Source organism: Mycobacterium sp. 852002-51613_SCH5001154 (genome assembly GCF_001667425.1).
Lineage (GTDB): Bacteria > Actinomycetota > Actinomycetes > Mycobacteriales > Mycobacteriaceae > Mycobacterium.
This window is the reverse complement of record NZ_LZII01000005.1, coordinates 195,576-221,272: the sequence shown is the minus strand read 5'-3', so window position 1 is coordinate 221,272 and position 25,697 is coordinate 195,576. Positions and strand designations below refer to the sequence as shown.

24 protein-coding genes are annotated in these 25,697 nt (G+C 66.3%); 13 read left to right on the top strand and 11 right to left on the bottom strand.

The annotated features are described in order from the left end of the window. Positions 1 to 7: 7 nt before the first annotated feature. Positions 8 to 1,276: an alpha/beta hydrolase family protein gene (locus A5750_RS01450; RefSeq protein ID WP_066948573.1), complete on the bottom strand. Its 1,269-nt coding sequence runs from the start codon at positions 1,274 to 1,276 to the stop codon at positions 8 to 10. Positions 1,277 to 1,449: 173 nt separating this feature from the next. Here A5750_RS01450 and hrpA point away from each other — a divergent pair, with 173 nt between their 5' ends. Further along, entirely contained in the window at positions 1,450 to 5,370 is a 3,921-nt protein-coding gene (gene hrpA / locus A5750_RS01445) for an ATP-dependent RNA helicase HrpA (RefSeq protein ID WP_066948577.1), read from the top strand. 115 nt (positions 5,371 to 5,485) lie between these two features. Further along, on the top strand, positions 5,486 to 6,979 hold the full coding sequence (locus tag A5750_RS01440; RefSeq protein WP_255360741.1) for an FAD-dependent monooxygenase: 1,494 nt from the start codon (positions 5,486 to 5,488) through the stop codon (positions 6,977 to 6,979). A gap of 3 nt (positions 6,980 to 6,982) precedes the next feature. On the opposite strand, the gene A5750_RS01435 is transcribed toward A5750_RS01440, so the two are convergent. After that, a complete protein-coding gene (locus A5750_RS01435; protein ID WP_066948580.1) occupies positions 6,983 to 7,165 on the bottom strand; it encodes a hypothetical protein in 183 nt (60 codons plus the stop codon). Between the two features lie 161 nt (positions 7,166 to 7,326). On the opposite strand from A5750_RS01435, the gene zwf reads away from it, so the two are divergent. Beyond that, entirely contained in the window at positions 7,327 to 8,832 is a 1,506-nt protein-coding gene (gene zwf, locus A5750_RS01430) for a glucose-6-phosphate dehydrogenase (RefSeq protein ID WP_066948583.1), read from the top strand. 9 nt (positions 8,833 to 8,841) lie between these two features. On the opposite strand, the gene A5750_RS01425 is transcribed toward zwf, so the two are convergent. Continuing rightward, positions 8,842 to 9,765, bottom strand: coding sequence for a class I SAM-dependent methyltransferase (locus A5750_RS01425; RefSeq protein WP_066948587.1), 924 nt, complete (start codon positions 9,763 to 9,765; stop codon positions 8,842 to 8,844). A 161-nt stretch (positions 9,766 to 9,926) separates the two neighbouring features. Here A5750_RS01425 and A5750_RS01420 point away from each other — a divergent pair, with 161 nt between their 5' ends. Then, positions 9,927 to 10,808: a CoA ester lyase gene (locus A5750_RS01420; RefSeq protein ID WP_066948590.1), complete on the top strand. Its 882-nt coding sequence runs from the start codon at positions 9,927 to 9,929 to the stop codon at positions 10,806 to 10,808. A gap of 10 nt (positions 10,809 to 10,818) precedes the next feature. Here A5750_RS01420 and A5750_RS01415 read toward each other — a convergent pair whose 3' ends face one another. Beyond that, positions 10,819 to 11,565 carry a sensor domain-containing protein gene (locus A5750_RS01415; RefSeq protein WP_066949108.1) on the bottom strand — a complete coding sequence of 249 codons (747 nt, stop codon included), beginning with the start codon at positions 11,563 to 11,565 and terminating at the stop codon, positions 10,819 to 10,821. Positions 11,566 to 11,975: 410 nt separating this feature from the next. Between A5750_RS01415 and A5750_RS25680 the strand changes: the two genes are divergently transcribed. Together A5750_RS25680 and A5750_RS01400 are read left to right on the top strand one after the other, a co-directional pair. Beyond that, positions 11,976 to 12,404 carry a hypothetical protein gene (locus A5750_RS25680; RefSeq protein WP_156659257.1) on the top strand — a complete coding sequence of 143 codons (429 nt, stop codon included), beginning with the start codon at positions 11,976 to 11,978 and terminating at the stop codon, positions 12,402 to 12,404. A 199-nt stretch (positions 12,405 to 12,603) separates the two neighbouring features. Continuing rightward, complete coding sequence (locus A5750_RS01400; protein ID WP_156659259.1) at positions 12,604 to 13,839, top strand: osmoprotectant NAGGN system M42 family peptidase; 1,236 nt, start codon at positions 12,604 to 12,606, stop codon at positions 13,837 to 13,839. 10 nt (positions 13,840 to 13,849) lie between these two features. Here A5750_RS01400 and A5750_RS01395 read toward each other — a convergent pair whose 3' ends face one another. Both A5750_RS01395 and A5750_RS01390 read right to left on the bottom strand, forming a co-directional pair. Further along, a complete protein-coding gene (locus A5750_RS01395; RefSeq protein WP_067260788.1) occupies positions 13,850 to 14,623 on the bottom strand; it encodes a class I SAM-dependent methyltransferase in 774 nt (257 codons plus the stop codon). 52 nt (positions 14,624 to 14,675) lie between these two features. Next, positions 14,676 to 15,359, bottom strand: coding sequence for a GAP family protein (locus A5750_RS01390; RefSeq protein WP_066948606.1), 684 nt, complete (start codon positions 15,357 to 15,359; stop codon positions 14,676 to 14,678). 243 nt (positions 15,360 to 15,602) lie between these two features. Here A5750_RS01390 and A5750_RS01385 point away from each other — a divergent pair, with 243 nt between their 5' ends. From A5750_RS01385 to A5750_RS01375, 3 genes are read left to right on the top strand one after another with little or no spacing between them, the layout of a single operon-like run. After that, positions 15,603 to 17,036: an FAD-binding oxidoreductase gene (locus tag A5750_RS01385; protein WP_067260785.1), complete on the top strand. Its 1,434-nt coding sequence runs from the start codon at positions 15,603 to 15,605 to the stop codon at positions 17,034 to 17,036. Positions 17,037 to 17,077: 41 nt separating this feature from the next. Beyond that, positions 17,078 to 18,139 carry a hypothetical protein gene (locus A5750_RS01380; protein WP_067260783.1) on the top strand — a complete coding sequence of 354 codons (1,062 nt, stop codon included), beginning with the start codon at positions 17,078 to 17,080 and terminating at the stop codon, positions 18,137 to 18,139. Positions 18,140 to 18,190: 51 nt separating this feature from the next. Further along, a complete protein-coding gene (locus tag A5750_RS01375) occupies positions 18,191 to 18,403 on the top strand; it encodes a limonene-1,2-epoxide hydrolase family protein (protein WP_255377470.1) in 213 nt (70 codons plus the stop codon). Between the two features lie 25 nt (positions 18,404 to 18,428). On the opposite strand, the gene A5750_RS01370 is transcribed toward A5750_RS01375, so the two are convergent. The 3 genes from A5750_RS01370 to A5750_RS01360 form a co-directional block, all read right to left on the bottom strand. After that, positions 18,429 to 18,989, bottom strand: a complete 561-nt coding sequence (locus tag A5750_RS01370) for an FKBP-type peptidyl-prolyl cis-trans isomerase (RefSeq protein ID WP_066948618.1) — start codon at positions 18,987 to 18,989, stop codon at positions 18,429 to 18,431. Positions 18,990 to 19,037: 48 nt separating this feature from the next. After that, positions 19,038 to 19,349 carry a DUF732 domain-containing protein gene (locus A5750_RS01365; RefSeq protein WP_082948153.1) on the bottom strand — a complete coding sequence of 104 codons (312 nt, stop codon included), beginning with the start codon at positions 19,347 to 19,349 and terminating at the stop codon, positions 19,038 to 19,040. A gap of 149 nt (positions 19,350 to 19,498) precedes the next feature. Next, positions 19,499 to 19,867: a hypothetical protein gene (locus tag A5750_RS01360; protein WP_066948621.1), complete on the bottom strand. Its 369-nt coding sequence runs from the start codon at positions 19,865 to 19,867 to the stop codon at positions 19,499 to 19,501. 165 nt (positions 19,868 to 20,032) lie between these two features. Between A5750_RS01360 and A5750_RS01355 the strand changes: the two genes are divergently transcribed. After that, the gene (locus A5750_RS01355; protein WP_197505320.1) at positions 20,033 to 22,336 is read left to right on the top strand and encodes a bifunctional diguanylate cyclase/phosphodiesterase; all 2,304 of its coding nucleotides are present in this window, start codon (positions 20,033 to 20,035) and stop codon (positions 22,334 to 22,336) included. Positions 22,337 to 22,358: 22 nt separating this feature from the next. Here A5750_RS01355 and A5750_RS01350 read toward each other — a convergent pair whose 3' ends face one another. Both A5750_RS01350 and A5750_RS01345 read right to left on the bottom strand, forming a co-directional pair. Beyond that, positions 22,359 to 22,835, bottom strand: a complete 477-nt coding sequence (locus A5750_RS01350) for an ATPase (protein WP_067260776.1) — start codon at positions 22,833 to 22,835, stop codon at positions 22,359 to 22,361. Beyond that, positions 22,832 to 23,536, bottom strand: a complete 705-nt coding sequence (locus tag A5750_RS01345; protein WP_067260896.1) for a DUF899 family protein — start codon at positions 23,534 to 23,536, stop codon at positions 22,832 to 22,834. Before A5750_RS01345 ends, A5750_RS01350 begins: the two co-directional genes overlap by 4 nt. A gap of 199 nt (positions 23,537 to 23,735) precedes the next feature. Here A5750_RS01345 and A5750_RS25090 point away from each other — a divergent pair, with 199 nt between their 5' ends. The 3 genes from A5750_RS25090 to A5750_RS01335 all read left to right on the top strand — a co-directional run bounded on the left by A5750_RS25090 (position 23,736) and on the right by A5750_RS01335 (position 25,678). Next, positions 23,736 to 23,966 (top strand): DUF167 domain-containing protein, encoded by a 231-nt coding sequence (locus tag A5750_RS25090; RefSeq protein ID WP_082948143.1) that lies wholly within the window; start codon positions 23,736 to 23,738, stop codon positions 23,964 to 23,966. A 122-nt stretch (positions 23,967 to 24,088) separates the two neighbouring features. After that, the gene (locus A5750_RS01340) at positions 24,089 to 24,928 is read left to right on the top strand and encodes a PPOX class F420-dependent oxidoreductase (protein ID WP_067260773.1); all 840 of its coding nucleotides are present in this window, start codon (positions 24,089 to 24,091) and stop codon (positions 24,926 to 24,928) included. A 273-nt stretch (positions 24,929 to 25,201) separates the two neighbouring features. Further along, on the top strand, positions 25,202 to 25,678 hold the full coding sequence (locus A5750_RS01335) for a DUF1772 domain-containing protein (protein ID WP_066948637.1): 477 nt from the start codon (positions 25,202 to 25,204) through the stop codon (positions 25,676 to 25,678). The last annotated feature ends 19 nt before the right edge of the window (positions 25,679 to 25,697 follow it).

Genomic DNA, 25,697 nt, shown 5'->3' with positions numbered 1-25,697 from the left:
CGACCCCCTAAGTACGGCAGGTCGCGGTGACACCTGGGGTTTGCAGCCGTCCGGCAAGCCAGGGCAGCGTTGCGGCGAATGCTGTTGCGGCAGAGGGCCAGTCGTGCTTCCCGGGCAGTTCGACGATGCTGCAGTCGATGCCATGGGCGGCACCGAGACCGCAGAGCGATTCCGCGGCGGCCTGACCGACCGCCTGCGACCGGCCGCCATGCCCACCCGGAACCGCGAACAGACCGGACAGATCGGAGTAGGCGCCGTGGCGCGCGATGACCGTGCTGGGGTCGAACGACGACCAGGCCTCCGAGTCGCCGCCAAACAACCGGTCGACGGTTTGGGATCGCGTGCCCGCGTTGGGCGCGAGGTCACCGCCGACGTCGACGAAGGCGCCGAACGTGCCGGGATGCATGACGGCCAAATCGACCGCGCAGGTACCGCCGGAGGAGAAGCCGACGACGCCCCACCTCGCCGCCGCGAATTGGGCATTGATCGCGGGAACGACATCGGCGGTCAGGTGGTCGGCGGCGTTGCCGCGCGACCCGTTCACACACTCGGTGTCGACGCCGAATCCGCCGGTCGCGTCGGCGAAGACGGCGATGGGCGCGTTGCCGGCGTGCGTCGCGGCAAAGGCGTCGAGGGTGCTGACGGCCTCGCCGGCGCGAATCCAGTCGGCCGGTGTGTTGAATTCCCCGCCGAGCATGAGCACCGCCGGCAGCCGCGCTGGTGGTGTGCTGCTGAACCAGGCCGGTGGCAGGTAGACCCATTCGCCGCGGTGGCGAAAACCCGACGCTTGGTCGCCGGAGTCCACCGCGACGACCACGCCGCGTGACGGCTTGACGCCTTTGTGCCGCATCGCCGCAACGGCATCCCAGTCGGCTTGGCCCGGCAACGGCGCATTGGTCAGTTGGCCCCAGGCGGCGTAGACAGTGGGGAAGTAACCCAGCCAGCCGTTGATCGTCAATCCCGTGCTCAGCAGGCAAAACGACGCCGCGAACACAGCGGCGTTGCGCCGCCACCAGCCGGCGCCATGCCAGCCGACTACCGCGATCACCACGGAGAATCCCGTGAGCGAGACCCACAGCCACATCGGCCACGGCGCCGGCTCGCTGGCCAGACCGAGCGTTTCGTAATGCCAGTGAATGAGCGCGCCGAACAGGACGCCCATAACCGCCCCCGCCGGCACCGACAACACCCGCCAGCGGCGCCCTCGCCATCCGATCGCGTAAACCAACGCCACGACGGTGAGCAGCTCGACGGCGATCGGGATGGCGCCCCGCATCAACGAGATCCGCCACAGGGGATTGGTGTAGTCGGCCGCCTGCGCGAGACGCGAAAACGCTGCCGGCTTCGGATATTCCGGACGCCGCCGTGGATTACCCGGGCCGATTGCGCGCGAATCACCGTCGCCCGACCCGATGATGTCCGCGAGCGGGCACGCCTACCCTGGCCCGAGTGGCCGAACTGTCCGTCGCGGAACTGCGCACCCGACTCGACGGTCTGACAACCCGCGACGCCGCACGCCTCGGCAGGCGCCTGAAGAATCTGCGCGGAGCCAAACCCGACCAGCTGCGGCAGCTCGCCGAGCAGATCACGCAGGCCGAAGCGCTCGTCGCCGCGCGGCAAGCCGCGGTGCCGGCCATCAGCTATCCCGATCTCCCGGTCAGCGCGCAGCGGCGGGAGATCGCCGACGCGATTCGGGACAACCAGGTCGTCGTCGTCGCCGGTGAAACTGGTTCGGGCAAGACCACCCAACTGCCCAAGATCTGTCTCGACGCCGGCCGGGGCGTCCGCGGAACCATCGGGCACACCCAGCCCCGGAGGCTGGCCGCCCGCACGGTCGCGCAACGCATCGCCGACGAATTGGGCGGCCCGCTCGGCGAGACCGTCGGCTTCACGGTCCGGTTCACCGATCAGGTCAGCGACCGCACCCTGGTGAAGCTGATGACCGACGGCATCCTGCTCGCCGAGATTCAGCGGGACCGCCGGCTGCTGCGCTACGACACACTGATCCTCGACGAGGCCCACGAGCGCAGCCTGAACATCGACTTCCTACTGGGTTACCTGCGCGAGCTGCTGCCGCGCCGCCCCGACCTGAAGGTGATCGTCACCTCGGCGACCATCGAGCCGCAACGGTTCGCGGACCACTTCGGCGGTGCGCCGATCCTCGAAGTGTCCGGGCGGACGCACCCGGTAGAGATCCGCTACCGGCCGCTGGAACTCCCCGTGTCAAGCGGCCGGGAGGATGATCCCGACGACCCAGATCACGAGATCGTGCGCACCGAGACCCGTGACGAGGTCGAGGCGATCGTCGACGCGATCGCTGAGCTCGAGGCCGAACAAGCCGGGGACGTCCTGGTGTTCCTCTCGGGCGAACGCGAAATCCGGGATACCGCCGAGGCTTTGGGCGGATTGAGAAACACCGAGGTGCTTCCGCTGTACGCCCGGTTGCCGACCGCTGAGCAGCAGAAGGTGTTCGCGCCCCACACCGGGCGCCGGGTCGTGCTGGCAACCAACGTCGCCGAGACGTCGCTGACGGTGCCGGGTATTCGCTACGTCGTCGACCCCGGCAACGCCCGTATCTCGCGCTACAGCCGCCGCTTGAAGGTTCAACGGCTGCCGATCGAACCGATCTCGCAGGCCTCCGCCGCCCAACGGGCGGGCCGCTGCGGCCGGGTCGCGGCCGGCGTGTGCATCCGCCTGTACTCCGAGGAGGACTTCGCGGCCCGTCCGCGCTACACCGAGCCCGAGATCTTGCGGACCAACCTCGCCGCGGTGCTGTTGCAGATGGCCGCGCTGCGGCTCGGCGAGGTGGAGAACTTTCCATTTCTCGACCCGCCGGACCGGCGCAGTGTCCGCGACGGCGTGCAGCTGCTGCAGGAGTTGGGAGCTTTCGACGCCCAGGGCACCATCACCGACCTCGGCCGCCGCCTGGCCCGCCTGCCGGTCGACCCCCGCCTGGGCCGGATGATCCTGCGGGCTCACACCGAGGGATGCGTGCGGGAGGTGCTGGTGCTGGCCGCGGCGCTGACCATCCACGACCCGCGGGAGCGGCCCACCGACCGCGAGGAGGCCGCCCGTCAGAAGCATGCTCGCTTCGCCGACGAGAACTCCGACTTCCTTACCTACCTCAACCTCTGGCGCTACCTAAGCGAACAGCGGAATACCCTGACGGGCAACGGATTTCGCCGCATGTGCCGAGATGAGTTTCTGCACTACCTGCGCATCCGCGAGTGGCAGGACCTGGTCGGGCAACTCCGTGGCATCGCGCGCGACCTGGGCATCGTTGAAGGTGCCGCATCCGATGCGCCCGCCGACCCGGAGCAGGTGCACGCGGCGCTGTTGGCCGGGCTGCTGTCGCACGTAGGCATGCGCCGCGAGGGCGGACGCGAATACGGCCGTGAGTTTCTAGGCGCGCGCAACTCGCACTTCGTCCTCGCACCGGGCTCAGCGCTCACCAAAAGCCCACCCCGCTGGGTGGTCGTGGCCGAGCTGGTCGAAACCAGCCGCCTGTACGGGCGCACCGCCGCGCGCATCCAGCCCGAGGCGGTCGAGCGGATCGCGGGCGACCTCGTGCAGCGCACCTACAGCGAACCGCACTGGGACGCCAGGCGCGGCGAGGTGATGGCCTACGAGCGGGCGACGCTCTACGGCCTGCCGCTGGTTGCGCGCCGCCGCGTCGGTTACGCCGGGGTGGAGCCGACGGTGGCGCGGGAGTTGTTCATCCGGCACGCGCTGGTGGAGGGCGACTGGCAGACCCGCCACCACTTCTTTCGCGACAACGCGCGGCTGCGCGCCGACCTCGAGGAGCTGGAGGAGCGTGCCCGCCGCCGCGACCTCCTCGTCGGTGACGACGAGGTCTACGCGCTCTACGATGCCCGCATTCCGGCCCAAGTCGTCTCCGCGCGGCACTTCGACGGGTGGTGGAAGAAGCAGCGACACAAGACACCGGAGTTGCTGACCTTCACTCGGGACGATCTGTTGCGCACCGCCGACACCGCCGACGCCGAGCGGCCGACCGCCTGGCATTCGGGCGACGTCACGCTGCCGCTGACCTACCGGTTCGAGCCGGGTGCCCCCGACGACGGCGTCACGGTGCACGTGCCGATCGACGTGCTCGCGCGGTTGGGCGGTGACGAGTTCGCCTGGCAGGTGCCGGCGATGCGCGAGGAGCTGGTGACCGCGCTCATCCGCTCACTGCCAAAAGACTTGCGCCGCAACTTCGTTCCCGCCCCCGACACCGCCCGAGCCGTGCTGACGGGGATCGACGCGGCGGAGGAGTCGTTGCTGGAGGCGCTGCAGCGCGAATTGCGCCGTCGCACCGGCATTCTGGTGCCCGTCGAAGCATTCGACCTCGACAAGTTACCGGCGCATCTGCGGGTGACCTTCGCCGTCGAGTCCCCCGACGGTACCGAGGTCGCCCGCGGAAAGGACCTCGACGCGTTGCAACTACGGCTGGCCGCGCCCGCTCGTCAGGCCGTGGCGGGGGCGGTCGCCGGCGGGCTGGAACGGACGGGCCTGCGCACCTGGCCCGACGACCTCGACGCGCTGCCGCGTGTCGTCGAGCGAACGGTCGACGGCCGCGCCGTGCGCGGCTTTCCGGGCTTCGTCGACGCGGGCAGCGCGGTCGACCTGCGGGTCTTTGCGACGCAGGCGGAGCGGGACAACGCGCTGGGGCCGGGAATGCGGCGATTGGTCGGGCTGAGCGTGGCGTCGCCGGTCAAAGCGGTTGAGCGACAACTGAGCTCACGAACCCGCCTGGCGCTCGGCGCGAACCCGGACGGCTCGCTGACCGCGCTGCTCGAGGACTGCGCCGATGCCGCGACGGGCGCGCTGGCGCCCGGGCCGGTGTGGACCCACGACGAGTTCGCCGCGCTACGCGAGCGGGTGGGCGAGGCGCTCGTGTCCGCGACCGCCGACATCGTGGCCCGCGTGGAGCAAGTGTTGGACGCCGCGCAGGACGTGCAACTCGCCCTGCCCGGCCGGCCGCCGCCCGCGCAGTCCGAGGCGATCGCCGACGTTCGCGCTCAGCTGGATCGACTGTTGGTGCCGGGGTTCGTCGCCGCCACCGGAACTGCCCACCTGGGCGATCTCATCCGCTACCTGAGCGCAATCCGCCGGCGCCTCGAGAGGCTGCCGCACGGGATCGACGGGGACCGGGAGCGAATGCAGCGGGTGCGCGCCGTGCAGCGCGCCTACGACGATCTGACACAGTCGCTGCCACCAGCGCGGCAGGCGGCGTCCGACGTCCGCGAACTTGGGTGGCAGATCGAGGAATTACGGGTGAGCCTTTGGGCCCAGCAGCTGGGCACCCCGCGGCCGGTTAGCGAGCAGCGGATCTACCGAGCGATCGACGCGCTACGCGACCGTACGTGAATTATTGCCCTCCCACTCTCAACGTATAGCGCACCGGGGGGCTTGCGGCAAGGGCGGGGTGATGCCGCACAATCGCTGGCCGAAGCCGATTTTCGCTCTTATCAGGGGGTTGGGAGTGTTATCACACGAGAACGTCGACCACGCGGTGCTGATCGCCGGAGGAGGCCCGACGGGCCTGATGTTGGCCGGTGAATTGGCGTTGGCGGGGGTCGATGTGGCGATAGTCGAGCGGCGCGCCGGCCAGGACCTCATCGGTGCGCGCGCCGGGGGTCTGCACGCGCGCACCATCGAGGTCCTCGATCAGCGGGGCATCGCCGATCGGTTTCTTGCCCGGGGCGAGGTTGCCCAGGTCGCCGGGTTCTCCCAGATTCGGCTCGACATCAGCGACTTTCCCACCCGGCATCCCTACGGTCTCGCGTTGTGGCAGAACGAGATCGAACGCATACTCGCCGACTGGGTGGACGAGTTGGAGGTGCGGTTCTATCGCGAACATGAGGCGATTGGCATCGCCCAGGACCGCAGGGGTGTCGACGTGGCGTTGTCCGATGGCCGATCCCTGCGAGGGGCATACGTCGTCGGCTGCGACGGCGGGCGCAGCGTGGTCCGTAAAGCCGCCGGCATCGATTTCCCCGGCTGGGAGCCGACAACCAGTTACCTGCTCGGCGAGGTCCAAATGGATTTCGGGACAGGGGATTCGCCGGTATGGGGCATCCGCCACGATGCACTCGGGGTGCATTCCCTTTCCGCGTTTGAGGAGGGCGGGCCGGTGCGAGTCATGGTCACCGAGCGGCGTCTCGGGCCAAGCAGCGAACCCACGTTAGGCGACCTGAGTGAGGCGCTGATCGCCGTATACGGAACGGACTACGGGATACACAGTCCCGCTTGGCTTTCCCGATTTACCGACACGGCGCGGCAAGCCGCAACCTATCGCGACCGGCGCGTCCTGCTGGCCGGGGACGCCGCGCATGTCCACCACCCGGTGGGCGGCCAGGGGCTCAACACCGGCGTGCAGGATGCGGTCAATCTGGGGTGGAAGCTGGGACAAGTGGTCAACGGCACGTCGCCCGGCAGCCTGCTCGACAGCTATCACACCGAACGGCACCCGGTCGCCGCGCGCGTGCTGCGCAACGCGATGGCGCAGATGGCGCTTCTTCGCCCCGACGACCGAACCAAGGCCTTGCGCGACACGATTGGCGACCTGCTCGCCATGGAAGAACCTCGCCAACGGTTCGCCGCCATGATGTCCGGCCTGGACATCCGCTACGACCTGGGCGACGCACACCCGCTGCTCGGACGGCGCATGCCCGACCTTGACCTGGTCACCGCCGAGGGGCCGCTGCGGGTTTTCACGCTGCTACACCAGGCCCGACCGGTGCTGCTCAACCTCGGCGAAGCGGGCCGATTCAACCTGGCTTCCCGGGCGGACAGGGTCCAGCTGGTCGACGCGGAATACGGAGGTAACTGGGAACTTCCGGCAGTCGGCAGGGTAACGGCTCCCGACGCGGTATTGATTCGTCCGGACGGGCACGTGGCCTGGGTCGGAATTGGCACGAGTGACGGCTTGGGCGACGCGCTCACGGCGTGGTGCGGCGCCCCGCCCGGCCCTTAGGGGCTAATCCGGCGGTTCGTCGCCCGAGCCGAGGGTGGGGGCGCGTTTCCGGTCGCTGGGCTTGCCGGCAACGCCTTCGGCCTCCCGGTCGTCGGCGACCTTCTCCTCGAGCTGGTCGACGATGTCTTCCAGCTCCTGAGAGTGGCCCCGGAGATCTTTGTCGGGTTTCGTCATATCACTTTCCATCGACTGTGGTCGGGCAGCGCCCGTCGCTTTCCAGTACCCCATCCGCCGGCTGGTAACCGGCCGGGTCTTGTGATCCTCAACATGGCGGTGAAGTGGCCGCGTTGGCCGAGCTAGCAGTGACGGACGCGACATTACGCCGCAGCGGTGGAAGTATCGCAGGGGTGGCCGATAAGAAACCGCAGACCATCTCGTACCCGGCGGCCGACAGGCGTCCGCGCCGCCACGAAACCGAGCCGCTCGATCCCCACGTCATCGTTCTGTTCGGTGCGACCGGGGATCTGGCGAAACGCAGGCTGATCCCCGGCTTGGCCTATCTGGACCAGTCCGAGCTTGCGCCCGACATCCAGATCGTCGCGACGTCGCTGGAAGACCTCAGTGATGACGATTTCCGCGATATCGCCAAAGATGCCATCGAGTCGTTCGGCAGGCACAAGCTCACGTCCGAACAGTGGGCCAATTTCGCGAAGATCATCACCTACGTCCCGCAGGGGAAGGGACCGGAAGCGCTGGCGGCGGCGGTCGCCGAAGCCGAAGCCGAGCTGGGCTCCAACGTCAAGCGGCTGCATTACCTGTCGGTGCCCCCCAAAGCCGCGCGCGAAGTCATCACCATGCTGAGCGACGCCAAGCTCGTCGAGCGCTCGCGGGTGGTGATGGAGAAGCCGTTCGGAACCGACCTGGCCAGCGCGGTGGCGCTCAACGACTTCGTGCACGAAACGTTCGAGGAATCCCAGATTTTCCGTATCGACCACTTCCTCGGCAAGGAGGCAGCACAGAACATTCTGGCGTTCCGCTTCGCCAACGGACTGTTCGAGCCGATCTGGAATCGCAACTTCATCGACCATATCCAGATCGACATCCCCGAGGCTCTCGGCCTGGATCAGCGGGCGAACTTCTACGAGGAGACCGGCGCCTACAAGGACATGGTCGTGACCCACCTGTTCCAGGTGATGGCGTTCGTCGTCATGGAGCCGCCCACGGCGCTCGAACCTTTTGCCATCAGCGAAGAAAAGAACAAGGTGTTCCGCTCGATGCTGCCGGTCAAACCCTCCAACGTGGTGCGCGGCCAATACAACGGCTACCGCGAAGAGAAAGGCGTGGCAAAGGATTCCGACACCGAGACGTTCATCGCCCTCAAGGTCGGCATCGACAACTGGCGCTGGGCGGGCGTGCCCATCTATCTGCGTACCGGCAAGAAGATGGCCGAGGGCATCCGCATCATCTCGATCGCATTCCGGGAGGCGCCCCGGACGATGTTTCCGCCCGGCTCGGGGGTCGGGACTCAGGGTCCCGACCACCTGACGTTCGACCTCGCCGACAACTCGAAGGTTTCGCTGTCCTTCTACGGCAAGCGGCCGGGCCCCGGCATGAAGCTGGACAAGTTGTCCATGCAGTTCTCCTCGCAGGAGATCGACACCGTCGTGGACGTGCTGGAGGCCTACGAACGGCTCATCCTCGACGCCATGCGGGGTGACCACACGCTCTTCAACACCGCGGAGGGCATCGAATCGTTGTGGGAGCGTTCGCAGGAGCTGCTCGACGACCCCCCGCCGGCGAAGATGTACCAGCCGGGCACCTGGGGTCCCAACGCCATCCATCAACTGATCGCACCCAATGCGTGGCGGTTGCCCTTCGAGCGGGAATGGCGCGACGCCAGGCCTGACTCCTAGCCGGCGCGGTCAGCCCAGTTCGGCGCTGATGTAGGTGATGGCGTGCCGAAATTCCTTGAGCATTTCGTTGTCAGGAACGACGAAGCCGTGCTCGGCGTATAGCTGGTCGGTGGGGTGGGGGGCGACGATCCAGCCGGTCGCGGCCAGGTGCTCTCCGGCGGGTTGGCGCACCCCCTCCCACACCAGATCGGCGACGTCGATGTCCAGTCCGTGCTTACGCCACGTGGTGCGCATCGCCCGGGCGCGCTCGTTGGTGAACACGGCCATGTCGGTGATGTTCTCGGTGGCCAGCCGGCTGCCCGGTGCGCTGAGCGCGGTGATGTTGTCCAGGAGGCGGTCCTGTGCCTGCGGCGGCAGGTAGGGGAGCAGGCCTTCGGCGATCCAGGCCGTCGGTGCCGTCGGGTCAAAACCCGTGCCACGCAGCGCGGTTGGCCAATCCTCGCGCAGGTCGATGCCTACCGTTCGGCGTTCGGCGGTCGGTTCGGCACCGATCCGGGCCAGCGTTTCGCTTTTGAAGGCGATGACCTCGGGCTGATCAACCTCGTAAACCACCGTGCCCGCCGTCCAGGCCAAGCGATAGGCCCGGGCGTCGAGCCCGGCGGCCAAGATCACGGCCTGACGTATCCCGGCGCTGGACGCCGATGTGAGGAAATCATCGAAAAACCTGGTGCGTACGGCGATCTGCTCGCGACGCTGCTGCAGGGTCACGGGCATGTCGTCGTTTTCGAGCGGGATCTGGCCGTCGAGCATGCGGACGAAGAACGGGTGCCCGACCGCGCGCACCAACGGCTCGGCGAACCGGTCATCCAGCAGCGGATCGGGCTCGCGGGAGGCCAGCGCCCGGGACGCGGCGACCATCGTCGCGGTAGCCCCAACACTGGAAGCCAAATCCCAGCTGTCGCCCTCGGTGCGCGCCGAACCAAGTGATGACACTCGCCGCTCCCTCCTTTGATTCGCCCGCCGCGGCGGCAGGAGTCCGGATGTTCGCCGCCAACGGACTGTGCGGCCATACCACCTGAGATCGAAGGGTACTTTCTGCCTAAGCCGCGCTCACCAAGCCCCCGCTGAGCTCGAGACAGGAAGCGAATCACTGGATGGCACCGACTCTGCGCCCGCGCCGCTCGGCGTTGTATCTGCCCGGCAACAAGACCCGCGCATTGGAGAAGGGTAAATCGCTGCCCGCGGACGTGGTCATCCTCGACCTCGAGGACGCCGTAGGACCCGACGCCAAAGCCGATTCGCGGGCCGCGGTGTGCGACGCGATCTCCCCGGACAGCTACGGGCCCCGGGAGGTCGTGGTGCGCATCAACGGCTTGGACACCGAGTGGCACGACGAGGACTTGGCCGCGGTGGCGGGTTCGGCCGCCCACGGCGTGCTGGTGCCGAAAGTCGAGTCGGGCGATCAGGTCCGAGCGCTGGCCGCGACGCTGGCCAAGCTCGACGCCCCGGAGTCGTTGCGGCTGTGGGTGATGATCGAAACGCCGCGCTCCTTCCTGAGGGTCGAGGAGATCGCTTCGGCCAGTGACCGACTGGCCGCGCTGGTGATCGGCACCAACGACCTGGTGAACGATCTGCACGCGTTGCACGTGCCTGGCCGCACGCCGGTCGTGCCCGCGTTGTCGTTGGCGGTGCTGGGAGCCAGGGCGGCCGGAAAGGTGATTTTGGACGGCGTGTTCAACGACATCACCGATGAAGACGGATTTCGCGCCGAGGCTCGGCAGGGCCGCGAAATGGGTTTCGACGGCAAGACTTTGATCCATCCGTCTCAGATCGGCCCAGCCAACGACCTGTTCGGTCCGTCGGAGCAGGAAGTCGCCGACGCCCGCAAGGTTGTCGCGGCCTATGAGGAAGCGCGGGCCGCGGGGACCAGTGTCATCACGGTGGACGGTCGGATGGTCGAGAGCCTGCACGTCCGCAACGCCGAGCGCATCCTCGCGCTCGCGGACCTCATCGCGGAACTGGCGTCCGCCTCCTAGACGTACGGGCTCATTGCTTGTCGACTCGGCCGGCGATCTGGCCGGCGAGTTTGACCGCCAAGTCCGCCGGTTCCTTGCGGACCACACCGACATCGATCGCCACGTTGTTGCGCACGGTCAGCGCGCGCTGGCAGGTCATGGTCAGCAGGACGTTGCCGTTGTCGCGCACTGTCATCGTCAGGGTGGTGCTCAACATCCCGTTGGCGTTGGAGACCGGTCCCACCTGCCACCCCGTCTCGGGGGTGTCCTGTCCGGCGGGAGTGGTGAATTGGCGGTTCGCGCAGGCCGGCCAGCGCTGCGCCGAGCTACTGAAGAAGGCGTTCGCCTCTTTGGGAGACGGGAACAGCACCAGTACCTGGCCCACCTCGGGATCCGGCTCATTGGAATTCGGGGGAAGGGACGCGACCTCGTCGTCGCCGCTGACCGCGGTGTAACCGCTACCCGCATAGACGGGAGCCTGACCGGGGCCGATGGCATAGATGCAGTCGTCGGGGAATTTCCAGCCCGCGGGCCAAGGCTGCTTCGCGTTGTCGTCTTGGAGCTTGTCGTTCTTTTCTTTGCTCTTCGATCCGGTCACACCCAGCGCGCTGTCGATCTCCGCCGAACCGAGCAAGAGCCCCGACAGCGCCGCCTGCGCGACCGGCGGACGCGTCGAGGTCGTCGTCGACGAGCCGGGGCCACCTTCATTGCTACCGCCGCACGCGGCAACCAGTAATCCGATGGTCGCGAACGAGATCGCGGCTGACAGTCGGCGCATGTATTGCTCACCTTTCACGGTCGCGTTCAGCTCTGCAAGCCTCCGCGCGACCAGACGCATCCACGACCAAGCTAACGAGGTGGACGGAAGCATAACCGCTCGGACAGCAAATTGCGTGATTCGTCGCAAAGTGTTCGATGAACCGTCGTTCGAAACTCGGGATTCATGTCGCTCGCGTAGCGCGCCGACCGGGCCAAGACCGACGGATCGGCCCGCTCGGCGGCCCGCAACCGGGAATCATTCGCAGATCAAGGGTTTCCTAGGGCAACAAAATCGGGCGGTGCCGTCCACCGACGCAGGCGCCGCAGCGCGTCTCGGATTCAAATGCGAATTAAAACCGCGCCGGGGGTATGCCAGTTGCCGGTAAGGTGCATTCAGCAAACGCCATTCTTGGAACAGAGGAGCCTCCGATGCGGCTGGACCGAACCAAGATCGCGGGAGTCGTCGCCATCGCGATCGTCGCAGCGGGATGCTCGAACGGCACGTCATCGTCGGGCTCGTCGTCAAGCCCGTCGGCGGCCTCGGGCTCCCAGGCGCCCAGCTCGGCACCGCCGACGACGACACCACCCTCGTCCTCCACGCAAGGCGGCTCCTTCGATCAATCCACCTGCTTGGACATTTCGTTCACCAAAGACAACTTGATGGTGACCCAGAAACCCGAGGATGCGCGCAGGTTCGCCGACACGCTGGAAAAGTACGGGCCGCCCGAATCGGTCAAGGCCGCGATCGAGCACTTCGTCACCACCGTCGGCGCGCAGCCCAACGATCCCGACCTCAACGCCAACCGGGACGCGCTTACCGCCTGGATCAAGCAGGTGTGTCCCAACGTCAACCCGTAACATTGGATCAGCTAAGCCCGTCGCCTTTGCGCGAGCGAATCCGGTTGCGCCAACGGGCGTCCGGACACCACGTGCTCTACCGTGATGGCGGGGGGACAGGGGTGCCCGGTTTCGGCGCGGGCGCCCGCCCGTACCGGTGAGTCGACGGTGACCACGCGGTAGGTTGAACGCGGTTCCGGACGACTCGAGAGGAGACACCGTGCGTCACAGCGCGGCCATGGCCGAGGCCGACCGCACGTGGATGGTTGACACGCTGCTCGCGCTGCTGCAGACGCCGAGTCCGGCGGGGCGCACGGATGCGGTGATGCAGCTGATCGGCGACATCTTCGATGACTTCGGGGTGCCGTTCTCGTTGACGCGCCGCGGCGCGTTGACCGCCGAACTCCCAGGGGACTCCGCGACTATCGACCGCGCGCTTGTCGTTCACGCCGACACCATCGGCTGCATGGTGCGTCGGCTCAAAGACAATGGCCGTCTCGAGGTCATTCCGGTCGGCACGTTCTCGGCCCGGTTCGCGGCGGGCGCCCGGGTGCGGATCTTTTCCGACGATCCCGACGAATTCATCACCGGCACAGTCATGCCGCTCAAGGCCAGTGGGCACGCCTTCGGTGACGAGATCGACCTGCAGCCCACCGACTGGGAACACGTCGAGGTCCGCGTCGACCGCAAGGTGTCCTCGCGGGAGGACTTGGTCCGGCTGGGCCTGCAGATCGGTGACTTCGTCGCCTTCATCGCCAGCCCCGAGCTGACCGCCGACGGCTACATCGTTTCCCGCCACCTGGACGGTAAGGCCGGCGTCGCGATCGCGCTGGCCCTTGCCAAGAATTTCGCCGAGAACAAGTTAGTGCTGCCGCACCGCACCATGGTCATGATCACCATCACCGAGGAGGTCGGCCACGGCGCGAGCCATGGCTTGCCCGCCGACGTCGCCGAATTGGTCTCGGTGGACAACGCGGTGTGTGCACCCGGCCAGCACTCCATCGAGGACGGCGTGACTATACCGATGGCCGATCTGCACGGTCCGTTCGATTACCACCTGACCCGGAAGCTGTGCCGGCTCGCGCAGGAGCAGGAAATCCCATGTGCGCGGGACGTGTTCCGCTTCTACCGCTCCGACGCCGCCGCGGCGATCGAGGCGGGCGCGGGCACTCGCGCGGCGCTCGTCGGCTTCGGGCTCGACGGCAGCCACGGTTGGGAGCGCACTCATCTGGATTCGCTGCAGGCGGCGTACTGCCTGCTGCACACCTGGCTGCAGACGCCGTTGACCTTCGCTAAATGGGATGCCAAGCCGTCGGGCCAGCTGCGGGACTTCCCATCGTCCGAGCAGCCCGCCCCGAGCGAGCGGTGGGTGCCGCTCGCACGTGGCGAATACGAGGGACCAGGCGAGGCGTCGCCGGGATCGCACTGGCCGCCGTCGGAGGGCCCGCAGGCCTGAGGCGTAGCGCCTAGCGTCCGACACCGCGGGGGATCCGGTCGGCGCGCCAGCACCGGGACTTCATCGGGACCTCGATCGCTTCGGCCCGGGGGAATCGCTCAGTCAGGGCAGCGCGGGCATTGGCGAGTCGCTCGGCGCGCTCATCCGCAGACGCGATGATCACCCGGCTGTAGGTGCCCACAATTGCGACGACGTCGTCGATGCTCATCGTCCGCGCGAACGTGAATGTTTCGCGGGCGAGGTTGTGGAAGATCTGCGGGTCGGGGAGCACAACGTTTTCGTGGCGCCGGCGGAAGCGGTCGGGCGATTCAGCCTCGGGTGTGTCTTCGCCCGGCAGCAGGTCGAGGTCGCGCACCCAATCCACGTCACGATCTCGACTGGTCCAGATCAGGCCGAACCGCCCGCCGTCGCGCAGTACCCGGCCGATCTCCGGAACGGCCCGGTTGGGATCCATCCAGTGCCACGCCGACGAAACAAACACCGCGTCGGCGGAAAGGTCGGGAAGCGGAATCGACTCCCCAGTGCCTTCGATGGCACGAACCCCGGGAGACCGCTCGGTGAGTACGGCCCGCATGCGCGCATCGGGTTCCACGGCGATGACCGTCGCTACCCTGTCCACGAGTGTGCGGGTGAACAGCCCGGTGCCCGCGCCCACGTCGACAGCCACCCCGCAATGGGGTGGCACCAGCCAGTCCACGGCTTGCTGCGGGGGGTGCGGGCGCAACCCGTCATAGTGCTCGGCGATCGAGCCGAAGGAAGTCGCGCGCTCTTGGCGATCAGTCACACGCAACAAGATATTGCGGCTCGCTATGCAAGAGATGAGAAAGAGTGCCGCGTCACCACAGGGCGCTGTGATTGACGAGCGCGTCGGCCACCAGTCCGATTCCGAAGACCAGGAACAACAGCCGGACCGACATCGGGCCGTAGCGGGTCAGGGCGCGGACAAGCCTGCGCTGAATGCGCTTGGCGCGCATGGTTCGTCGCATCGAAAGGGCAAGGATCAGCAATGGTGGGGAAAGTGCGATCGCCCAATAGGCGACGATCGCCAAGGGCCAGAACGGTGGCCTCGGGTGCAGGGCGGCGAGCATGGCCAGGCCCGTGAGATAGGGGATTGCGGTTGGCGCCTGCCCGCTACCGACGGCCAATCCGAGAAACCCGAGCAGCCATGGCCGTTCGCGCATCGCCGCCAGCGCCCAGCCCGGAGCCGATGATTGGGCGGTCAACGGGAAGTACGCCAGGCCGGTCAGCACGAGGCCGAGCACCAGCTCGCCTCGAAAACGGATGGCCGGCGTCACGTGGAAATGGACGACATGGGTCAAGAAGCTGAGGCCCAGTACCGTGCACAGCCCGAATGTGGTTGTGACGGCGAACACGCCCGCGATGAAGCTCAGGGCACCCGGAATCGGCGACCGGCGATTCAACCGGCTGTCGAAAATGACGGCCGAGACGACGCCCAGATTGAGGACGTTCAACGAATCGAGAAACGCCAGGCCCGCAAGCGCCAGCACAAGAGGACCCACGCGCCTGAACCCCGGCTACCGACTGGACTGGCCGGGCGTGCACATCAAAGCGGCGATCATGCTGCAGACAATACGAGCCGCAGAGCGGCGTGTCCGTTTGAGGCGGCGCCCGCCGTACTCGGCGGGTGCATCACCGGGGCGGCTCGTATCGGTTTCGATCCGGTCACACGGCATGGGGCACCGAGGTTTTGGTTGTCAGGCGTTTGACAATGCCGGACATGAGGCAGACGCGGGAGCCCGACGGTGGCGCGTGAAATCTCACGCCAGACGTTCCTGCGGGGGACCGCCGGAGCGTTGGCCGCGGGTGCGGTTTTCGGCTCCGCCCGGGCCACCGCCGCCCCCAACCCCACCGGGTGGGAGGGTCTGTCCACCGCCATCGGTGGACAAGTGCTGCTACCGGACAACGGCGCTTTCGGGTCGGCCAAGCAGGTTTTCAACACCAACTACAACGGCTCGACGCCCGCTGCCATCGTGACCCCGACGTCGCCGGCTGACGTGCAGAAGGCCATGGCGTTCGCCGCCGCTCACAACCTGAAGGTGGCGCCGCGCAGCGGCGGGCATTCCTACATCGGCGCCTCCACGGCGAACGGCGTCATGGTGCTCGACCTGCGTCAGCTGCCCGGAGGAATCAATTACGACGCCGGTACGGGGAACATCACGGTGACGCCCGCGACCAGCTTGTACGCGATGCACCAGACGTTGGCAGGCGCCGGCCGCGGCATCCCGACGGGTACCTGCCCGTCGGTCGGGGCGTCCGGGCACGCCCTGGGCGGGGGATTGGGCGCCAATTCGCGCCACGCGGGGCTGCTCTGTGACCAATTGCTGTCGGCGTCGGTAGTGCTGCCCGGCGGTCAGGCCGTGACCGCGTCCAGCGCCAGCAATCCCGACCTGTTCTGGGCGTTGCGCGGTGGTGGCGGCGGCAACTTCGGCGTGACCACTTCGCTGACCTTCGCCACCTTTCCCACCACGGATCTTGACGTGGTGAACCTCAACTTTCCCCCCGAGGCGTTAGCGCAAGTACTGGTCGGCTGGCAGAACTGGCTGCGCACCGCCGACCGGAACAGCTGGGCGCTGGCGGACGCCACCGTCGATGGAATGGGCACGCATTGCCGCATCATGGCGACCTGCCCGGTCGGATCGGGGGGCAGCGTAGGGGCGGCCATCACCAAAGCCGTTGGGGTGCAACCGACTGGGACCGAGAACCACACCTTCAACTATCTCGACCTGGTGCGGTACCTGGCCGTCGGGAACCTCAACCCGTCACCGCTCGGATACGTCGGCGGATCCGACGTGCTGCCCGTCGTCAACGCGGCCACCGCCCAGGGCATCGCCAAGGCGGTCGACACCTTTCCGCGTGGAGCCGGCCGCATGTTGGCCATCATGCATGCGCTGGACGGCGCCCTCGCCGATGTGGCGCCTGGGGCAACCGCCTTCCCGTGGCGTCGCCAGTACGCGCTGGTGCAGTGGTACGTCGAAACCGGCGACGCGGCGGCGGCGACCAACTGGCTCAACACTGCACACCAGGCCGTTCAGCCGTACTCGGTCGGCGGCTACGTGAACTACATCGAGGCGAACCAACCGGCCTCGCGATACTTCAGCTCGAACCTGTCCCGGCTGACCGCCGTGCGCCAGAAGTACGATCCCAGCCGAATCATGTTCTCGGGGCTCAACTTCTAGTGAATGGCGTGCGCGCCTGACCTCGGGACATAATCCCCAGCATGGCCGACACGGTAAAAATCACGTTGGATCGCGCCAGCGTGGCGATGGGCGACGACGTCGAGTCCCATCGCGTCTTCTGGGTCTTCCCCGACTCGGCCACCGTCGACGATTTGCTCGTCGAAGTCTCCCGCTACGTGCCGGGGATTGCCGGACCGGCCGGGTGGCTTGTCGACGTCAATACCGGTGACCGGGTACGCCGACGCGACCTCGGCATTATCTACACGCGCGATGACCTCAGGCAAGAGGATCAGATCTGCCGATTGACGGCCGGTAACACAACATTGGGCGATCTTGCCCGGTTGGCAAAGGTGCCCGATCTTGATGTGTACGCCCGGTACCTGACCCGGGACATGGGACGGCCGCTCGCGCTGAGCGAGGTGACGGCCGGCCCCGCCTATACCGGCGCCCAGCCGACCAAGCTGCAATCCGAGGCCGAGGCACAAGCCAATACGGACTGGGTCTTCACGCGCGAGCTGGATCGTCGCGCCGCCGAGGTCGCTGCGGCTCGCCGCAACTGGATTCGCGCAAACATCATCGCGGGGAGCACGCCACCCGCCGGGACCGACATTTTCATTGCCCGCAATTTCCACTACTTGGCCGACCTACACTGCCCAGCCAGCATGGATGTGGCCGCGCAACTGCTGGGGTCCGACGAAGCGCGATACGAAAGCCTCAGCTCGACAATCGATATCGACGCCCGCCCGGCGATGGTGACCCTGGCGATGGTGGTTGCGGCGTTCGAATGGCATACGGCCTACGGCAGCTGGCAGGCCGGCGGACGCCCATATCTCAAGCCCTACTTCGAATACCTCGCCGGCTGCGGTTATCGGCTCTCGCCGATCGAACAAGTCATGGCCGGCCAGATCACGGCTGAGCAATTGAAGTTCTCCCAGGGCGACATCGCCAGGCTGAACCGCGTCCGGCAACTGCGGGATCTGCAATACCAGCTGCGGATGAACCGCTACTACGCCAAAACGCTGACCGAGGAGCAGTACCGGGCGGCTATCACCTCTGTCCACGCCGAACTCTCCGACCTTGGCGAGCTTCCCGGACCCATGTAGGCCGCTTCGCGCGACGGCGACGACGGGTGCCGGGCGTCAACGCCGAGCGAGATCCACACCGTCTTGTCCGACGGTGACACCGTCGTCGTCGAGCGCGTCGATGTGAATGCCATGAACGGTGTCGCCGTCACGTTCTACGTCACGGCGTTCTTCGGTGTCCGCGACGGCTCGATCACTTCCTGGCGCGAGTATTGGGATACCACCCATGTCGCTCAGCAGCTCGGCATTGATCCGGCGCTCATGTTTGTGCCGCTGAGCAGTTGAGCGACAGGGGATTTGGTGCGCGGAGCTAGCCGGATGCGCTGAGGATCTTGATCGCGAACACGAGCGAGTCGCCCGGCCGGATTCCAGCGCTGGGTTGGCCGTTGGGGTATCCATCCGCGGAAGTCATCGCGACGCCCACCGTCGATCCGACCTTTTGCCCCGCGATGGCCTTCTGGAATCCGGGCACGACGCCGTTGAGCGGGAAGTCAACCGGGGCGCCCCGTTCGTAGCTGTTGTCGAACACCGACCCATCACGTCCGTTGACGCCCATGTAGCAGACGGAAACCCTGGCCGCGGCGGGGACCACAGGTCCGTCTCCCGCGTGCAGCGTGTGGACCTGGGTCTGGGTCACGCTGAACGGTACCGTCACGTCCACGCGCGGTGCCGTCGTATCCGTGGATCCGGTAACCGCCACGCTGCCGGTGCTTCCCGCCAGCGTCCAGTCCGGCGTTCCACCATTCTGTGCGGGTGCTGTCGGGCACGAGCCGGCCGCGGTTGCCGTGCCGGATCCGACGAGGGTCACAACGGTTGCCGCGACGCAGGCCGCGACGGAGGAATACACCAGGGAGGACTTCACGGCCGTCACGCTACAGCCAGTTGACTTGTCCCTCGGCGGTAGCCCTGCGCCTACCCGTCAGGTGCAGAGGCTGGGGGCGTCGCACACGTTGCCGGGGCAATAGGTCGAGTGCGCAGCGTCGACCATGGTGCCGACGTCCAACAACGTCACGCCCCTCGCGTTCAAGTGGGCGTGAACGTCGTCGGCAATTTGTTGTGGCGTCCAACCCCAGGTGAGGTCGTAGCAGATGAGGTGCGCCTCCCCGATGAGCGCCTCTTCCGTCTGGGGCGGCCAGCTGAGCCCGACGGCGCGCAGTTGTGCGAGGTATGCGTCGTCTTGTGGGGTGGCAGCCGCAAGTGCGGCGCTGCTAACCAGGGCAGCTCCGGCCATCACGGGGATGGTGAGGGTGGCCAGCCAACGAGGTGAGGGCATTCGATTCCCTTCCATTCTTCTTGGCGGTAGCACGGCCGCAGACATGAACAATAGCGAAAACCCCGAAGGCGGGTCCGCGTTCTCAGTCACTGTCGCGCTTGCCGTCTTTAGCCGGTCAGCGCAGCCACACCGAGACCGGCGAAGAGCGCCGCGCCACCCCCGCATGCGATCGCGCCAGCCGGCGACAACGTCTGGCGCCGCAGGCCGTGGACGGCTGCGACGACGTCCAAGGTGTCGACTAAAAGGCCCAGTTGCAGAGCGCGCGTGCGCAGCCGAGGTGAGGCGGTGTCCATGATGGCAATGGCCAGCGTTAGTTCGCGAGAACCGAACAGTTGAGTGGTCAGCGGCTGTTGACGGTCAGAACCCAGGCCGATCAGAGCCGCTGTCTTTTTGGGAGCAAGCCATGCGCTCAGGCCTGTCGCAAACCGCAATGCGGCGAAAGTGGGCAGGAGTACGCGGTTTCGGGTCTCGTTCATACGCCCACCCTCTCAAAGGGAGGCTTCCCTGGCCATTGGACCTGGTGCGGTGTCCTGCTCCCGTTCAGCGCCGTAATGGCCGAGAAACAGGTAAGCAAATTTGCACAACTACTTTTGCGGTGTGTCTTATCCTGCTTGCGAACCGCACCCGGCAGATTGAGGGGAATGTTGTCTCTGACACGAAGCCGCGTTGTGGTGGTCGTGTTGGCAACTATCGGGCTCCTCGCGTTCGCGACGATGCTGTTCATCTCGACCGGCGACTCGGGGCGCGGGCTAGTCGCCCCGGCAGGCTCCGTCATTGCAGGCGTCTTTGCACTCGCATGTTCAGCCAGTGCCGCGCGCGGTTCTCGAAGCCGCCAACGCCTTGCGTGGACCGTTCTTTCTACCGGGTTGCTCGGCTGGACCGCCGGCCAAGCAGTGTGGTGCTACGTCGCGGTCGGTGGCAGTCTTCCGGTCGCGGGCCTCTCGGCGGCCAACTTCGGCTACCTCATCTTGCCGCTGTGCGCGCTGGCAACCGCGGTCGCAATTCCCAGCCGGGATGATGCGCGATTTGGGATCGGCCTCCTGCTTGACGGCATCCTCGTCACCGCGTCGCTATTGATCATTCTCGTCATCCTGGCAGTGGGTCGCGGGGCGCACTCACCACAGACGGTCAGCGTTCCCGAGATCCTGTTGGCCACCGCGGCCGGCGTGTATGTGGGCCTCGTCGCCACGACCTTCGTCGTGGTGAGGAAGGCCGAGGCGGACCGCAAGCTTTCACCCACGCTGATGATGCTGGGGTGGGGCATCATCGCAGCGACCGGGGTGATCCATGTCGCAAAGGATTACGCCGACCAGGCGCCGAATGACCTCGTCGTTCTTGGGTGGGCAGGCGGAATGTACTTCGTCGCGCTGTCCGGAATCACTTCTCAGCCCAGCCAGGAACCCGACCTCGGTTTTTCGCAACCCTCTTCGAGGGCGTCGTTGTGGCTGCCCTACCTGCCCGTATTGCTCGCCATTGTCGTTGGTGCCGTGCACTTTTGGCCTGCATACCGGAGCGAGGCGTTCATTTTCTTGGTTTGCGTGGTGCTTTTCGTTACCACCCTGGCCCGCCACATCTTGCTGCTCGACCGAAAGCAACGTCTGCTCGTCGCGGTGTCTGACGCCGCCCTACGCGACCCGCTAACGGGGTTGGCAAATCAGCAACTATTTGATGATCGCCTGGCGCACGCGCTGCGCTTACACGTTCAGCACAGCGTGCCGGTCAGCGTGCTCACGGTGGGCGTCGACGATTTCAAGCTGGTGAACGACACGCTGGGTTATGACGTGGGCGACGAGCTCCTGCGCGCCGTTGGCCAGCGGATCCAAGCCAATACCAACGACATTCACACCGTTGCGCGGATGAGCGGGGACGAATTCGCGATTCTGGTCGAAGACCGTCCCGACGCGGCAGTGCAGGTTGCCAACGGGCTTGCACGATCTTTCCAGGAACCCATCGACATTGAGGATCACCGCCTGGACGTGCGCGTGAGTATCGGTGTGGCTTCGGCTAATTCAGGGCTCGTCGCCGCCCCAACGCCGGGTGAACTCCTCAGACAGGCCGATGCGGCACGATCCGTCGCCCGGCAGGCGAACTCGGCCAATGTTCGGACGTTCACACCCGAGATGGACGATCAACTTGGCGGGGCGCCGGCCTACGACAGTGCCATCGCGCGACTGCAGTTGCTCGGCGAACTGCGGCGCGCCATTGAGAACGGCTCGCTGACCCTGCTCTACCAGCCGAAATTCGGCTTGATGACCGGCTCGGTGCGCGGAGTAGAGGCGCTCGTCCGGTGGCAGCACCCGCGCTTTGGCGTGCTGAAGCCCGCCCAGTTTTTGCCCCTGGTTCGCGAGCACGGGCTGATGCATGCGCTCACCGATCTGGTGTTGTCGCGCGCCGTCGCCGACGCTGCCGCTTGGCACGCGGAAGGTGCAGCGATCCCGGTCGCGATCAACCTGGCGGCGCCCTCGCTCGACAAGGATGCGCTGCCCGACCGCATCATGTCGGTGCTCCACACATACGCAATGTCTCCTGGTTCTCTCACGATTGAGATCACCGAGGATTTGGTGGTGGCCGACCTGGCCAAGGCCCGCACGGTGCTGGATCGTCTCCGGGAGAACGGCATCCGGGTGGCGATCGACGACTTCGGCAGCGGCTACGCCACTCTGACCTATCTGCGCGAGCTACCGGTCGATGAAGTCAAACTCGGCCGCGAGTTCATCGCGCCGATCCTGCACGACGACCGAGCCGCAATCATTACGCACTCGGTCATCGAGTTGGCATCTGCGTTCGGCATCGCGACCGTTGCCGAAGGCGTCGAGGACCTCGCCACGGCCCAACGACTCAAGGACTACGGTTGCGACGCCGTACAAGGGAACTTCTTCTGCCGACCGCTGCCCGCTTCCGAGATTCCGCGAGTCTCTGGCATCTCCACATTCGCGGCGCAATAGTCGTCGTCTCCCAAACGACAGCTTAGTTCGCGACCGATCGCTCCAGAGTGGCCAGCGACGCGGCTAGGTAGTCCTCACCGAAAATCGGCATATCGCCGACTCGGTCGCGGAACTCCTGCGGTGTGCCGCTCCAGTCATAAGTGAGCGTCACATCGGTGTGGTTCCCGTTAGGTGCGAGGTCATAGCGCCAGAACCAACCACCGGGATTGTGGTTGCCCGCCTCGTCGAGCACGCCCGGCATCCAACCGATGGCACGGTCCGTGTCGAAAACATTGACCAGGTTGTGGGTGACATAGTCGCCGCCGGCCCGGTCGAGGTACATGTTCATCGCGAACATCTGTCCCGCGCGGGTGATGGGCGCGGTGTCCACCGAGTCACGGACCCAGTCAGTGGGCTCGGTGTTCTGGTGCCGCGCCGGGTCGACGAGGACCGCGAAGATCTCGGCCGGCGTCGCGGCGATGGTGCGGGTGACGACGTAACGTTCTGCGGTTGAGCTCATTCGATGTCCTCACTGGCGGGCCCGTAGGCGGCTGCGATACCGGGGGAGTCGAGCCAACCCGAGTACGTGGGGCGAGAGGGCCACCCTTCGGGCGAATCGAGCCATTCCTCCTGCCGGCCCCAGGGCAGGATGTCGATCAGACCAAAGGAGTGACTGAGCTGCTCGGTGCCCCGCCCATTGGTATGCCAAGTCCTGTACACCGTGTCCCCGTCGCGCAGGAATACGTTGACGCCAAAACCGCCGCCGGGCGGAGCATCCATGTCGGTGGCGAAGGGGCTCTGCGACGACGAGTACCACTCCATCCGGTTGCCGACCTTTCGCTTGTAGGCGAGCGCTTCCTCGATCGGTCCGTTGGTGACGATGACGAACCGGGCGTCGTAATTGTCGAGGAACTCCAGACGGGTGAACTGCGACGTGAAGCCCGTGCACCCGGGGCATTGCCACTCCGCGCCGTCTGACCACATGTGGTGGTACACGATGAGCTGGGAGCGGCCGGCGAACACGTCGGCCAGGCGGATCGGGCCATCAGCCCCGATCAGGGTGTAGTCGGGCACTTCGACCATCGGCAGCCGCCGGCGTTGGGCGGCGACCGCGTCCAATTCTCGAGTGGCGGCCTTCTCCCTTTTGCGCAATTCATCGAGCGCGTCGCGCCACGTCTGTTGATCGACGACCCGCGGCAGGGCCGTGGCTTTGGGTGACATGGGATCCACCTTTGCTTCGATTTCTTCGTCCCGAAAGGTCTGACTGCCGAAGTGTCCGGAATTCATCGGAGCGTCGCTGCCGCGGTGATCTTGACCTAGCGACGCAGATCAGAGCGTGGCCTCTTCCTACATCAGCTATGGCAGGGCGCCACCAGGAACCGGCAGCGGAGCGCATACCCGGCCGGTAGCCTTGCGCGGCATGAACGACTCCGTCGTCGTCAGGGTCAAGCCCGGCAGTCGCAAGGGGCCCCTCGTTGAGGTCGGTCCTGACGGTGAGCTGACCGTCTACGTTCGGGAACCTGCGGTTGACGGCAAGGCCAACGACGCCGTGACCCGGCTACTGGCAGCCCACCTGCGATTGCCAAGGAGTCGGGTCGAGTTGATATCCGGAACCACAGCACGGCTCAAACGTTTCCGCGTGAGCCGTTGAGTGTCGCACGGCGCGACGCAGGCCTGGGCCCCCGCCGGCGCCGTCGCCCGCCTCGTCACATATTGATGCCCAATTCCGTCTAGCGATTAGGAGCAGTAAGGAAGCATCGTCGGAAGGGCGCCATGATGAATCGCTTGAGTACGGGCGCGCAGATCTACCTGGTCGCGGTGACAGCGGCCGTGGGGGCAACCACCTCTGGGATCGGGATCTGGTGCCTAGTCGATCCGAATTCGTTCGCCGATGCCGTCGGATTCGATGCCCATCGGCACTTCCTGCATGACGTGGGCGCGTTCCAGTTGGGCCTTGGCGTCACCCTGCTCCTCGCGCTGATCTGGGCGGACGCGTTGGCCACGGCGCTCGCGGGATTCATTGCGGCGAACACCGTGCACACGGTGAACCACGTCGTGGACCTCGACGTGGGTGGTTCGGCCGCGCAAGCGTGGGTTCTCGGAGTGGTGTCAGTTGCGCTGGCCCTGGCATTCGGGCTGCGGTTGCGCCAACTCGGCTACGTTCTGGGCTCCGTTGGCACGGCAGCCAACCCGACGTTGGTGCCCTTCGTGCGCCAGAAGACCATCGCGCTCACCACCTTTCGCAAGGATGGCACTCCGGGCTCGAGCCCGATCAGCATCGCGGTGGAAGGAGATCGCGCCTACTTTCGAAGTTTCGAACGGGCGGTCAAAGTGCGCCGGATTCGCCGTAACCCGAGCGTTGAATTCGGCCCGGCGACGGCATCGGGGAAACCGACGGGAACCGCGCTGCCTGGCCGCGTGCGTCTGCTAGAGGGGGCTGAATATCAGAAGGCGGCACGCCTGCTGCGGCAGAAATATCCTTTTCTGCATGGCGTGCTGGTGCCGTCCGCTCACCGGCTCATGCGGCGCAAGTTCGGCCGCACGATTCACGCGGAGTTGACTCTGTTGTCGGATCTAGGACCTAGCCGGTCGCAAGCTGATTTTCTCGCCTAAATACGTTTGGGCACAGCTCCTTTCGCACGTACATTAAGCTCCGCTCCAATCCCTTCCGCGGCATCTGTCGACCGGGGGAGCGCCCGCCCCGGCGGACGTCTATCCCGGGGTGGCCTATCCGGCGTCGAGGGCGGCGTTGACATGGTCGCTCACGACGATCGCTCACCGCGGTACCGCATATGGTAGCGGCGATATAACTGCTAGCACCGCTATTGACACCGATATGCATAGGGGTTAGCGTTGCTAGCAGTACGGCATGAGGGGAGTTACGACATGGTTTTGGACGTCATCGTCCGTGCCGCTGCACTCATCGCGGTCCTGGCTACCGCAGTGGTCTACGGGACCGACGTGTTCTGTGCGATCGTGCTGCGACCGGCCTTGGCGTTGGTCGACGACGATGCCGTGGTCGTGGTCATGGGACGCGTGCACCAATACGCAGACCGGCGCATGCCTGTGCCGGGGGTGCTCGGGGTTGTTGCCGCTGCGGCGAGTGCGATGCTCGCCACGGTGGCAGCGCATTGGGCACAGGCGATCGCGGCGGGCGTCGCGCTGGTCCTGCTGTTGGTCTGGCTTGCGCTGTACACGAAGGTGAGCGCACCAATCAATCGGCAACTGACAGCGGCTGCGCACCTTAGCCGGCGATTACCAGAAGCGCGTGCGCTGCAAGAGAAGTGGGACTCGATCATCGGCGCCCGCGCGACCCTCCAGGGTATGGCAGTGGCCGCGCTATGCGTGGAGCTGATGATCTGACGTGCCACCGAGCCAGCCG

Excerpts from the sequence above, each read along its gene's own strand:
- A5750_RS01450 (WP_066948573.1), bottom strand. The coding sequence starts at position 1,276 with ATGCGGGGCGCCATCCCGATCGCCGTCGAGCTGCTCACCGTCGTGGCG.
- A5750_RS01435 (WP_066948580.1), bottom strand. The coding sequence starts at position 7,165 with ATGGAAAGTGATATGACGAAACCCGACAAAGATCTCCGGGGCCACTCT.
- A5750_RS01420 (WP_066948590.1), top strand. The coding sequence starts at position 9,927 with ATGGCACCGACTCTGCGCCCGCGCCGCTCGGCGTTGTATCTGCCCGGC.
- A5750_RS01415 (WP_066949108.1), bottom strand. The coding sequence starts at position 11,565 with ATGCGCCGACTGTCAGCCGCGATCTCGTTCGCGACCATCGGATTACTG.
- A5750_RS25680 (WP_156659257.1), top strand. The coding sequence starts at position 11,976 with ATGCGGCTGGACCGAACCAAGATCGCGGGAGTCGTCGCCATCGCGATC.
- A5750_RS01380 (WP_067260783.1), top strand. The coding sequence starts at position 17,078 with ATGGCCGACACGGTAAAAATCACGTTGGATCGCGCCAGCGTGGCGATG.
- A5750_RS01365 (WP_082948153.1), bottom strand. The coding sequence starts at position 19,349 with ATGGCCGGAGCTGCCCTGGTTAGCAGCGCCGCACTTGCGGCTGCCACC.
- A5750_RS01360 (WP_066948621.1), bottom strand. The coding sequence starts at position 19,867 with ATGAACGAGACCCGAAACCGCGTACTCCTGCCCACTTTCGCCGCATTG.
- A5750_RS01355 (WP_197505320.1), top strand. The coding sequence starts at position 20,033 with ATGTTGTCTCTGACACGAAGCCGCGTTGTGGTGGTCGTGTTGGCAACT.
- A5750_RS01350 (WP_067260776.1), bottom strand. The coding sequence starts at position 22,835 with ATGAGCTCAACCGCAGAACGTTACGTCGTCACCCGCACCATCGCCGCG.
- A5750_RS01345 (WP_067260896.1), bottom strand. The coding sequence starts at position 23,536 with ATGTCACCCAAAGCCACGGCCCTGCCGCGGGTCGTCGATCAACAGACG.
- A5750_RS25090 (WP_082948143.1), top strand. The coding sequence starts at position 23,736 with ATGAACGACTCCGTCGTCGTCAGGGTCAAGCCCGGCAGTCGCAAGGGG.
- A5750_RS01340 (WP_067260773.1), top strand. The coding sequence starts at position 24,089 with ATGATGAATCGCTTGAGTACGGGCGCGCAGATCTACCTGGTCGCGGTG.
- A5750_RS01335 (WP_066948637.1), top strand. The coding sequence starts at position 25,202 with ATGGTTTTGGACGTCATCGTCCGTGCCGCTGCACTCATCGCGGTCCTG.